7 protein-coding genes are annotated in these 11,962 nt (G+C 40.7%); 4 read left to right on the top strand and 3 right to left on the bottom strand.

Annotated features, from left to right (window positions below):
- Window positions 1-17 precede the first annotated feature (17 nt).
- Window positions 18-959: a GYDIA family GHMP kinase gene (locus tag ESY88_RS09255; RefSeq protein WP_147086311.1), complete on the bottom strand. Its 942-nt coding sequence runs from the start codon at window positions 957-959 to the stop codon at window positions 18-20.
- A 423-nt stretch (window positions 960-1,382) separates the two neighbouring features.
- Complete coding sequence (locus ESY88_RS09240; RefSeq protein WP_147086312.1) at window positions 1,383-2,699, bottom strand: hydroxymethylglutaryl-CoA reductase, degradative; 1,317 nt, start codon at window positions 2,697-2,699, stop codon at window positions 1,383-1,385.
- A gap of 281 nt (window positions 2,700-2,980) precedes the next feature.
- Here ESY88_RS09240 and ESY88_RS09235 point away from each other — a divergent pair, with 281 nt between their 5' ends.
- From ESY88_RS09235 to ESY88_RS09220, 4 genes are all read left to right on the top strand, one after another.
- The gene (locus tag ESY88_RS09235) at window positions 2,981-5,182 is read left to right on the top strand and encodes a S9 family peptidase (protein WP_147086313.1); all 2,202 of its coding nucleotides are present in this window, start codon (window positions 2,981-2,983) and stop codon (window positions 5,180-5,182) included.
- A 50-nt stretch (window positions 5,183-5,232) separates the two neighbouring features.
- Window positions 5,233-7,062: a peptide MFS transporter gene (locus ESY88_RS09230; protein WP_147086314.1), complete on the top strand. Its 1,830-nt coding sequence runs from the start codon at window positions 5,233-5,235 to the stop codon at window positions 7,060-7,062.
- Window positions 7,063-7,074: 12 nt separating this feature from the next.
- Window positions 7,075-8,862 carry a peptide MFS transporter gene (locus ESY88_RS09225; protein WP_147086315.1) on the top strand — a complete coding sequence of 596 codons (1,788 nt, stop codon included), beginning with the start codon at window positions 7,075-7,077 and terminating at the stop codon, window positions 8,860-8,862.
- Between the two features lie 88 nt (window positions 8,863-8,950).
- The gene (locus tag ESY88_RS09220) at window positions 8,951-9,499 is read left to right on the top strand and encodes a thioredoxin family protein (RefSeq protein ID WP_147086316.1); all 549 of its coding nucleotides are present in this window, start codon (window positions 8,951-8,953) and stop codon (window positions 9,497-9,499) included.
- A 212-nt stretch (window positions 9,500-9,711) separates the two neighbouring features.
- Here ESY88_RS09220 and ESY88_RS09215 read toward each other — a convergent pair whose 3' ends face one another.
- Window positions 9,712-11,748, bottom strand: coding sequence for a ComEC/Rec2 family competence protein (locus tag ESY88_RS09215; RefSeq protein ID WP_147086317.1), 2,037 nt, complete (start codon window positions 11,746-11,748; stop codon window positions 9,712-9,714).
- Window positions 11,749-11,962: the final 214 nt, after the last annotated feature.

The raw sequence follows: 11,962 nt of genomic DNA, 5'->3' as shown, positions 1-11,962 counted from the left end.
GGTCTTCAGTCTACCCTCTACCGTCTACCATCTATCGTTACCATTTCAGAATAGCGTAGCATTGTGTGGTATCCATTAGACTTAAAATAAGCGCTTGGATCAGTTTCCGAAGCGACCATCACGAAATCGCCACCCCAGGCGCCCAAACTTTTGATGGCGCCATTAAAATCGGCGAACAAACGTTCCTTAACAGGAGGCATTTTTATCAAATCTGAAATGATTTGCTCATGCTCCTCCATCAACTTTTGAAAGTGATTCAGGGTTTTACAGCCAACCATCTCACGGGTAATGGCATTGATGCGTTCGATCGAAGCTGTTTTGTCTGAAGTGTTGTTGCGATATTGCGCAATTCCTTCTCTACTATTTTGCTTTTGGTTGAGGTGCACAAAATACAGCTGCGACTTGAACGTTGGATTAAAATCCACCAGGCTTATCTTGCGTCCCATTTTGGAATTCAATTGATAGGTTAAACTACTGCCGGCATTGGCACAAGCAATGTCATACCCACTGCCGCCAAAAGTGTCTTCCAATAATTTATAGGCGTCAACATCGGCCCAACGCGCAATCGAATTGATTAAGGTGGAGGAGGAACCCAATCCCCAGTTGCTCGGAAATTCAAGATGTGTTTCAACGCTAAATCCAGATTTTGAATCTAAAAAATCTGGATTGAGATGCTTTGCCGTCAATAGGATTTGCAATAGCCTGTTTGAAATAGTTTCATTGGAAGTTGAAGCTAATTTGAGGCTGTTTTCATGAAATTCAAAAGAAGCTTCAAACCAAACCTGCTTTTGCTCATCAAAACTTTTCCAGAGTAATCTGCTTTCGGCAATTGGTCTCACGTTTAGCGTCTGTCCGAATGTTGTAGGTACCGCCAACGAAATGGCAGCATCAAGCACAACGTACTCCCCTGTGAGCAATAATTTGCCGTGACTTCGATAGGTTTCGGGTACTTGGTTCAAGGTTCCGGGTTTAAAGTTTCGAGTTCAAAGTTCAAAGTTCAATATTCAAGTTTTAATTCATCTTCATCTTCATCTTCATCCTCATCTTCAGTTCAATTTCATCTTCATCTTCATCTTCATCTTCATCTTCATCTTCGTCTTCATCTTCAGTCCAGCTTCAATTTCAATTTCAAGTTCTCCCGATAGCTATCGGGATCATCTTCGTCTTCATCTTCATCTTCAGTTCATCTTCAATTTCAATTTCAATTTCAATTCATCTTCATCTTCATCTTCGTCTTCATCTTCATCTTCAGTTCAATTTCAATTTCAAGTTCAAGTTCATCTTCGTCTTCGTCTTCGTCTTCGTCTTCGTCTTCATCTTCATCTTCATCTTCAGTTCAGCTTCAATTTCAATTTCAATTTCAATTTCAATTTCAAGTTCATCTATCTTCTCAACCCAGCAACCGCTTCCTCCACAGAAGCATTGGACACCACATGGGTCTTGAAATATTCAATCAGTTTTGATTTTTCTTCGGAAGTGGCTTCATATTGGTTCAACATGTTCATCAAATGCATTTTCATATGGCCTTCTTGAATGCCAGTGGTAGTCAAAGAACGTAAGGCCGCAAAATTTTGCGCTAAACCAGCAACTGCAACAATTTGCATCAATTCCTTGGCGGAAGGATTTCCCAACATTTCCAAAGCGACCTTTACCAAAGGATGCAGTTTTGTGAGTCCGCCAACGGTGCCGAGCGCTAGGGGCAGGTCCATCCAAAATGTAAAAACACCATGCTCAACCTTGGCATGTGATAAACTGCTGTAGCTTCCTGTTCTAGCGGCATAGGCGTGTACGCCTGCTTCCACTGCTCTAAAATCATTTCCGGTGGCCAAGACCACGGCATCAACACCGTTCATGATGCCTTTGTTGTGCGTTACTGCGCGATAAGGCTCCACTTCGGCGATACGGACGGCTTGTATGAATTTTTCCGCAAAGTCTTCCGCAGCAATGGTTTTATTGTCACTGAGTTCCTCCACCTTGCAGCTCACTTCAGCCCTAACGATACACTGTGGCACATAATTGGATAAAATGGACATGATGATTTGAAGCTGGCGTTCTTCCGTAGAAAAAGCCTCATAATGTTCAGCTTCTTCTTTCAAGGTTTTGGCAAATTGCTCTAAACAGGAATTGATAAAATTGGCGCCCATCGCGTCCAAAGTCTCAAAGGTCGCGTGAAGCTGAAAGTAATTGGCAATGGCTTCGGTCTTGTCCCGAAGTTCAATGTCTAAAATACCGCCACCACGTTGCTCCATGTTCTTGGTAAGTGCTTTGGTGGCATCGATCAATTTGGGCTTGATTTGTTCGAAAAAAACTTGAAGCCGGTCTTTGTCGCCTTGAAACATAAAATGGACCTGTCCAATTTTTTCGGTGGAAAGTACTGTGGCTTTGAATCCGCCACGCGATTGCCAAAACTTGGCAGCCTTACTGGCCGCGGCAACCACCGAGCTTTCTTCTATTGCCATAGGGATGGCGTAGGTTTTACCATTGATGTCAAAATTTGGCGCAACGCCAAAAGGCAAATAATAATTGGAAATGGTATTCTCAATGAACTCATCGTGCAATTGCTGTAGCTTTTGATCGTTATTGGCATATTGCTCTAATACATACTTTGCTTGTTCAGGGTTGGAAAAATAGGTGGACGTAAGCCAATCGATCTTTTCGGTTTTCGATAATTTTGAAAATCCACTAATGGTTTTGCTCATGCGCTGTTATTTAATAAATGGTTTCGATGCAAAAATCCAATCTGTTTGTTTTATAGAAATCCAGTTCAGCTTTTGCGATCTTGTCAAGCTAATAATGCCTACCTGTCAAACAGGTAGTGTCTTAGGTCTTAATCGCTCTTCATTGTTAAAAAAGCAAAGATACTATTCTCTGTAATATTAAAGAGGTGTGCGCATTTTAAAGCGGATTTAACTGCCATTATTTAGGGTTTTTTGCTTTATTTTTAGTAAACTTGACAATATTTTAGCGAAAAATTATCTTTATGAAATTATTGAAATCCTGCACCGTCCTTTTTTTATTGGTAAGCACTTTAGCCTCAGCACAAAAAAAGGAAATTACACTAGAAGATATTTGGACTGGTAGCTTTAGAACCGAACGCATGGGGGGACTGCACTCTATGAATGATGGCCAGCAATATTCGGTGCTCGACTTTTCAAATGGCACCTCACAAATTGACATTTACGATTACAAAACTTTGACCAAGCAAAAAACATTGGTTAACTCTGCCAACATTGATTCGATTGGCTATTTTTCGAGCTACACCTTTAGTGAGGATGAAAGCATGGTGCTTTTGGCAACCGATGTGGAATCCATCTACAGACGTTCCACCTTAGGAAAATACTATATTTTCAATAGTAAAACCAACCAAACAACTTTAGTTTCCGAAGAAAAAATACAAGAACCCACTTTTTCTCCAGATGGGACAAAACTGGCATACGGTCTCAATAATGATATTTATGTCAAGGATTTGACCACTGGGCAGACCAACCAGATCACCAAAGACGGCAAAAAGAATGAAATCATCAATGGCGTTACCGATTGGGTTTATGAGGAAGAATTTTCCTTTGTAAGAGCCTTTGAGTGGAATGCTGCCAGCAACAAAATTGCGTTCATCCGTTTTGATGAAACTGATGTCCCAGAATTTTCCATGGATGTTTATGGGCAGGAGCTCTACCAAACGCAGCAGGTATTCAAATATCCCAAGGCAGGCGAAGCAAACAGCTTAGTTTCGCTGCATATTTACGATTTGGAATCGGCAAGTACCAAAGAAGTCAGTTTAGATAAAACCTATTCCGATTTTTACATCCCAAGAATCAAGTGGACCAATGAACCCAATGTTTTGAGCGCCCAATACACCAACCGCCATCAAAATGAATTGGATGTCTGGTTTATTGATGCGGAAACCTTAAAAGGCGATTTGGTGCTAGCGGAAACCGATAAGGCTTACATAGACGTCACCTTCAATCTAACCTTTTTAAAGGATAATAGCTTTATTTGGACCAGCGAAAAGGACGGTTACAACCACATTTACCACTACGATAAAACTGGAACGCTCATCAACCAAGTCACTTCAGGCAATTGGGAAGTGACTGATTATTATGGGTATGACGAAAAATCCAAACGCATTTTTTACCAATCCACCGAAGATGGTAGCATCAATAGAGCCGTGTATGCCATTGGATTGAATGGCAAGAATAAGCAAAAACTGAGTGAAAAGACGGGTACCAATTCGGCCGATTTCAGTGCCGATTTCTCCTATTTCATCAATAGTTATTCCAGCGCCACCGTAGCGCCAGAATATACCTTGAATAATGCCAAGACAGGCAAGGTTATTAAACCAATCAAAAATAATGAGGCTTTACAGCAGAAGTTGAAGGGTTTCAATATCTCCTCTAAAGAGTTTAGCACGATCTCCATTAACGGTAATGATTTGAACATGTGGATGATCAAGCCTAGCGATTTTGACGAAACTAAGACCTATCCTTTATTTATGTATCAATATTCTGGACCTGGATCTCAAGAAGTCTCAAACAGTTGGAACAGTGCCAATGATTATTGGTATGAGCTTTTGGCTCAAAAAGGTTACATCGTGGCCTGTATAGATGGTCGTGGGACTGGATTTAAAGGTGCCGATTTCAAAAAAGTAACCCAAAATGAATTGGGTAAATATGAATTGGAAGATCAAATTGCAGCAGCTAAGAAATTGGGTCAACTTGAGTTTATCGATGCAGACCATATGGGCATTTGGGGCTGGAGCTTTGGCGGCTATTTGAGCAGTGCCGCCTTATTTAAAGGGAACGATACATTTAGCATGGCCATTGCGGTAGCGCCGGTGACCAGTTGGAGGTTTTACGATACCATTTATACCGAACGCTACATGACCACGCCTCAAGAAAATGCAAGTGGATATGACGATAACTCACCAATTAACTTTGTAGATGGTCTTGAAGGCGACTTTTTGCTGGTGCATGGCACTGGCGATGACAATGTACATGTTCAAAACACCATGCGATTGGTAGAAGCCTTGATTCAGGCCAATAAAGATTTTGAATGGATGCTCTATCCAGATCGCAACCATGGGATTTATGGTGGCAATACAAGATTGCACTTGTACAAAAAAATGACCAATTTTATTGACAAAACACTAGGAGAGGCAAGACCAGAAGCCTATAAAGAACAGTAAACGCACGCGTTATTCACAACGATATTTAACACTAAACTAATTTTATACACATGTCAACTGCAGTAAAACCAATTCAGCGCAAGGAGTTATTTGGACATCCCGTAGGCTTATTCATACTATTTTTTACTGAAATGTGGGAGCGATTTTCCTACTACGGAATGCGGGGGATCTTGGTGCTTTACATAGTTGCATCGGCAACTGCTATAGATCCAGGCTTGGGATGGTCCAATAAAGATGCACTTTGGCTTTATGGTTGGTATACCATGTTGGTCTATGTGGCGTCGATTCCTGGCGGATGGATTGCAGATAAGTTTTTGGGCCAGAAAAAAACGGTAATGCTCGGCGGTCTATTATTATGCTGTGGTCACGGCATTTTAGCGATTCCCCAAGACTGGGCCTTTTTTACAGGTTTGATCTTGATTATCTTAGGGGTTGGTGGTTTAAAGCCGAATATTTCTACAATGGTTGGTGGACTATATCAGGATGGTGATATTAGAAGGGATAGCGGGTTTACTATATTTTATATTGGTATTAACGTAGGTGCATTTTTGGCTAGTATAAGCGTTGGTCTGGTAGCATATTATTATGGATGGCATTACGGATTTGGTCTTGCAGGTATAGGAATGCTCTTTGGTCAAATCGTTTTTATTTGGGGACAGAAATTTCTAAAAGGTATTGGAGAATATACTGGTGGCGAATCCGCTTCCGAAGCTGAAAAGGCTGCATCAAAACGACCGTTGAACAAAGTAGAAAAAGATCGGGTCATTGTTTTGTTGATTTCCTTTTTAATCGTTGTCGTTTTTTGGGGTGCCTTTGAGCAAGCTGGTGGTTTGATGAACCTTTATACCGATGCCAAGGTAGATCGTACCACCGGTTTGAGCTGGATGGAAGAGATTCCAGCAGCGGTATTTCAGTCCTTGAACGCAGGGTATATCATCATCTTTGGTACCATTGTAGGTGGTTTTTGGATCTGGTGGAAAAAGAGTGGGAGAGAATCTTCCTCACTTTTTAAAATGGCAGTGGGTACCATTATCATGGGTCTGGGCTATGTATTTATGATGTTCGCATCTCAAGAAGCCAGTGCCGAAGTTTTTGGTAAAGCAGCAATGTACTGGATTTTCTTAGCATACCTATTTCATACCATTGGTGAATTATGCACCTCTCCGGTAGCATTGTCATTTATTACTAAGTTAGCGCCTTTGAAATATGCCTCCATTATGATGGGCGTTTATTTCGCAGCAACTGGATTTGGTAACCTCTTGGCCGGAAAAATAGGCGAATCGGCACAATTGGAATCTTTTTCAGGAACTATGGTTGTTAGCAAGGAGGAGGTAATGCCATACTTATCTAAAACCGATATTGAAATTAAGAATGAGCAAAATAAAGTTGTTGAAATAAATGATTTCCCGATTAATCAAGACAAGAATTTTGAGATTAGGGCGACTGTATATCCAGAGAATGGCAAAGTGATGTACAAACGCGTGGGTAACGGTGAAACCTTAAATGAGCTCTTTGAGCTCGAACAGGGAGAAGAAAGCAGTACTTCAGAATTATTGGCAACGCTCAGAGAGAATAATGTGACAGCTTCAGAGCCATACCACGCGAGATTAATATTTGAGAAAGATGGAGATAAGGCACAGATTTTAGAGAATAAAGGTGATGGTAAGGATTATGGAGTGTCGTTTGTTTTAGAGGAAGAACAGAGCGAACAGGAATTCGCCACCTTTATGTGGTTGACGGTTTTTACGGTTGCCTTCGGATTACTAGTTCTCCTGTTTCTTAAAAAGCTCAAGAAATTAACCCACGGCGCTGAAGACAATGAACATGAGATCATGGAGCAAGAGCCTTATGAACTGGGAAACCCTGATTTGAACAAGTAATTTTGAGTATTTATGAAAACGGATATTGAAAATTTATTTAAAGACACAGTTTTAGGACATCCCGTTGGACTTTTTATCCTTTTTTTTACCGAGATGTGGGAGCGATTTTCCTTTTATGGAATGCGAATCCTCTTAATTCTATTTCTAACCGCCCCTTTATTAAGCGATAATCCTGGATGGGATTGGCCTCGTGAACATGCACTCTCATTGATAGGTACTTATGCCTCCCTGTTATATCTAACTCCAATTGTTGGTGGTTGGATTGCCGATAAAATTACAGGGTACCGTATTGCGGTGATCATTGGGTGTTTGATAATGACCTTGGGCCACGCGGCAATGGCATTTGATACCACGCTTACCTTTTATATAGGTCTTGCTTTATTGGTGATTGGAACAGGTTTCTTTAAACCCAATATAACATCTATCATTTCTGAAATGTATAAGACCCGAGAATCCAAAAAAGATGGTGCTTACACTATTTTTTATATGGGTGTTAATGCAGGTGCGTTCTTCGGAATGATGCTCTGTGGTTATCTAGCCGAAAACTATGGTTGGCATTGGGGCTTCGGCTTAGCTGGCATTTTTATGTTATTGGGAATGCTCCAATTTATGCTGGCCCATAAAATCTTCGGAAAAATAGGCGATAAACCAGCTAGGAAGAAAGATGTGGTTATAGCTGTAAATACGAGCGATGCCGATTCAGAAAACGTGGAAGAAGAATTAGAGACCGAGATAAAGCTTAATCCCTTTACACTGTTTGATTATGTTTTGATCATACTTTCTTCAGTAGGTGGCCTGCTCTATCTTTTTAACGATCCTTTAGAGACCATATATGCCAAATCGTTAATGCCCTTTGAATTGTGGGGAATGAGCGGCACAAATATCGTAGTGCTTGCCGCGTTAGCGCTGTTCCTTGTTTTATTGATAACGCGTATTGCGCGCTATCTCCCCATCGTTCGTGATCGACTTATTGCAGTAACCATATTTGCGCTTTTTACGGTTTTTTTCTTCGCCTTCTTTGAGCAATCCTTAGGATCTATGACCTTGTTCGCCAATGATTATACAGACAGGAGTCTAGAGGGGAATTCAGCAATCATATTTAAAATAATTGATGCATTGTTAACGACGATCCCTTTGATCATCATAACTTATGTGATAACTCTAATATTTAAAAAAACATTCACGAAAATTGGTGCTTCAAATATTGTGTTGGCAATTGCATTTTTGGGGGTATGGGGATTGGTGATCTTCCGCTTATATGACAAGTTTAGTCAAACAGAAATGATTGTGGATGCGACTTGGTTTGGAATTCTAAATTCGTTCTTTATAATCACCTTAGCACCTATATTTTCAAGGTGGTGGGAAAGTAAATACAATCCAAGTGCAGCCATGAAATATGGGATTGGTTTGGTATTGTTGGGGCTTGGTTTTGGTATTTTGTCCTTCGGGGCGGCCGATATACCTCCAGGTGCGAAGACTGCCTCTGTAAGTATGATATTCTTGATTCTCGCTTATCTGCTCCATACGATGGGCGAATTGTGTTTGTCTCCTTTAGGACTGTCATATCTTAGTAAACTGGTTCCAGCGAGAATGATTGGTTTTATGTTTGGCGTTTGGTACCTGGCAATTGCCGTTGGTCAAAAAGCAGCGAATACCATGGGTGGAATGATTGACAAAATATCTGCAGAGTATTCTCTAGGTATCTTCTTTTTAATATTCACCTTGATTCCTATTGGAGTAGGCATCATCTCTATGTTATTGAATCCACTGCTCAAAAAACTAATGCACGGCGTGCGTTAATCTTATAAAACCGTTAAAATAGTTCAAAATGCGCCAATTTAGGTGCATTTTTTGTAGTTTCGGAACGACTTTTGAAATGAATCAACACATGAACAAACGGATATTATTTATAGCAGTGGCATTGATGACCTCAATCACTGCAGTCGCACAGGAAATCAATTGGATGAGCTTTGAAGAGGCGCTGGAAGCTCAAAAAAAGAAGCCCAAAAAAATCATGATGGATGTCTATACCAACTGGTGTGGCCCATGTAAAATGCTTGATAAAAACACTTTTCAAAACAAGGATGTTGCGAAGTATGTCAACGAGAATTTCTACGCGGTAAAGTTCAATGCAGAAGGCAACGATGTGGTGACTTACAAAGGCCAAACTTTTGATAATGCCAACTATAAGGAAGAACTGAAGAACAGGCGAAATAGCGTTCATAAATTAGCGCGTCATTTTAAAGTGTCGGCCTATCCAACCATTGTGTATATGGACGAAAAAGGAGAAGTGATCGCACCTATCAAGGGGTATCAAAAACCGCAACAGATTGAGCTTTATCTCAAAATGTTCAGTAGTGATGCTCATAAGAATTTGACCACCCAAGAAGATTTTAATACCTACTATAAAGCATTTACACCAGAATTCACGAACTGATATACGCTTTGGTTTCTAGAACTCCTTTTTCTTACTAGTTTGAGGAGTGGTTAATGGGTTGCTTGTTTACAATATGAATTCCCAAGACTGCTTTTCTATTCAAACTTGAAATGAGGCTTTAGCTACGTGACTTATGATTTTAGAAAATCAGTCTAGGCTCTAGGCTCTATTTTCTAGTCTTAAGTATTAATTCCTAGACACCTTCCAAAACATCACTTCAACACAAATGCACCCTGTTCACTGGTTATGTGGATGGGAAGTTTCTGTTGGGTGCAGGTCGCTTTCCATCTGGCCACATAGGATTTATAGTTGCTGCCATCGGCAATGATCATTTTTGGCTGTATAGAATCTATAAGACGGTTTAGATTGATACGCGGCGAATTGCGCAACAGGACATAATCGGGCTTAAATCTCTGGACCCCATAAATGCCCGTACTATCTACAACTAAAAGATGCCGACTTCGGAAGGCATACACATTTTTAACCGAATCCCGAGTACTGGACTTGATGAAATTGCCAACTTTGAAATTTTCGATGATGTGATCTTTTGCGAGTGTTGTAGAATCAAACTCCTGTGCTATGGAAAATTGGGACCCTGTTTTTATACCCAATAGGGTATGTCTGCTTTTGTGAAAAACGATCAAGCTATTTTCTGAATGATGGTATTTGGTATAAAGCCAAGACATTTGAAGCACCACTATGGCAACCAATGCAAAAGACAAGGTCTTGAATTTTGGGGCTCTATACCAAATGACCAAACAGATGAGCAGTGCGTAACAGGCGACTACTTGCAACCCATCAAATGGAACGTTTTTAAACAGAAAGGCTTCTTGTTTAGATACCCAAGCCACGATGAAATTCATCAGGTCAATAACTCCCCCATAAAATTCGGCTAAAAACTGCGGAAGGAATTTTAAGCTTGCCAGAATAATCACTAGTATTCCAAACCCGAGTATAAATCCCAAAAACGGAATGATGGCCAAGTTCGAAATAAAGAACAAACTGGGAAATTGATGGAAATAATACATACTCAAAGGTGCCACCCCAAGTTGGGCGGCAAGTGTTACTGTAAAGATTTGCCACGGATAATCCAGCACTTTCCATTTAGGACGCCAAAGCCTGTACACTAAAGGCTGAATGCTAACGATTGCGAAAACTGCAGTATAGCTAAGCTGGAAACCAACATCGAACAGAAACGTGGGCTTAAACAGCAACAATAAAAACATGGAGATTGCCAGGGTATTGTAGATGTTGGTAGGCCGTTTCCAATGCATCGCAATCGCCACGATACTAAACATGGTTACTGCTCTGGTTACCGAAGCCGAAAGTCCTGCGATAACTGCAAAGCTCCACAATAGCATCACGATGAAGATGGCTTTGATGAGCCTTCCATGTTTTAGGTGCTCCAAGGGCTTCAACGCGATGCTAAGCAACAGTAAGATCAAACCCACATGCAAGCCAGAAACTGCCAAAATGTGTATGGCTCCTGCATTGGTATAACTGTCATAAATAGCCTTACTCATGTCTTGTCGCTGCCCAAGGATGAGTGCATTGATGATGGCGAGCACCTCTGGCGAGAAATCATAAGTTTTCAGGCTTTGGTTGATGTGCAATCTAATGGCAGCAGCATAGCCGTAAATTGTGTTTCGTTTTGAGGAAATGGGTAGGATATGAGCGGCTTCCGTAAAAAGTTGATGGTCGATGTATTGCTTCCGAAGAAAATCTTTGTAATCAAATTGGTTGGGATTCAATGGGCTGGTCAAGGGTGTAAACCCTGAAGACACTAGCAACACGTCGTCAACCTTGAGTCTCAGGCTAAGCGTATCTTTCTCAATATTCACCAAGATTTTTCCCTTGGTGTCATTGCGGCCTACTTTTAGAACAGTTGCCACATATTTGTCGTGATAAACACTGGGTTTTAAACGTTGCCTAATCTTCAGTTGCAAGGCGTGTTCTGCTGAAGGGTCTTCGGAAATAAACCGACCATAATGCGCCTCGAAATTTGATTGGTTATGAAGATTGTAGCTCAATATACCCAAACTAATCGTTGCCAGTAATACGAGTGCTCCAAACCAGACCTTAGAACGATTCTGAAACCTTCCTAAAACATATAAAATGCCAACACCAAGCATCAAACTTGCTGCAAGATACAGTGAAGTGGCAACGGAAATTTTTAAGAATTCCGCCAACAAAATGCCCAAGACTAGGCAAACTGTGAGTTTTATGATGGTAAAATTCAGTAACTTCATAAGTCTAAAGTACTGAAAATAAAGGTTCAAAACGTAGAAATCTGTTTGTCCCTGAGAAATTTTGGTTCTTGAATAAATTGCGCTTTTCTAAGCGTCCATCTTATAGTTAGGATTTGAACGCTTGCTCAATGCTAAAGGGAATATCCAATCTGGAATAAAAATAGAAAAAGACCAAAGCCTGTCTTTAAGTCACACTCAAATCTTGGTTCTAATT

The sequence above is a fragment of the Subsaximicrobium wynnwilliamsii genome (genome assembly GCF_007997225.1).
In the GTDB taxonomy this organism is placed as follows: domain Bacteria; phylum Bacteroidota; class Bacteroidia; order Flavobacteriales; family Flavobacteriaceae; genus Psychroserpens; species Psychroserpens wynnwilliamsii.
Note: the sequence above shows the minus strand (reverse complement) of the source record. Positions and strands in the feature narration are given on the sequence as shown.

Coding starts and splice junctions, on each gene's coding strand:
- ESY88_RS09240 (WP_147086312.1), bottom strand. CDS start 2,699: ATGAGCAAAACCATTAGTGGATTTTCAAAATTATCGAAAACCGAAAAG.
- ESY88_RS09235 (WP_147086313.1), top strand. CDS start 2,981: ATGAAATTATTGAAATCCTGCACCGTCCTTTTTTTATTGGTAAGCACT.
- ESY88_RS09230 (WP_147086314.1), top strand. CDS start 5,233: ATGTCAACTGCAGTAAAACCAATTCAGCGCAAGGAGTTATTTGGACAT.
- ESY88_RS09225 (WP_147086315.1), top strand. CDS start 7,075: ATGAAAACGGATATTGAAAATTTATTTAAAGACACAGTTTTAGGACAT.
- ESY88_RS09220 (WP_147086316.1), top strand. CDS start 8,951: ATGAACAAACGGATATTATTTATAGCAGTGGCATTGATGACCTCAATC.
- ESY88_RS09215 (WP_147086317.1), bottom strand. CDS start 11,748: ATGAAGTTACTGAATTTTACCATCATAAAACTCACAGTTTGCCTAGTC.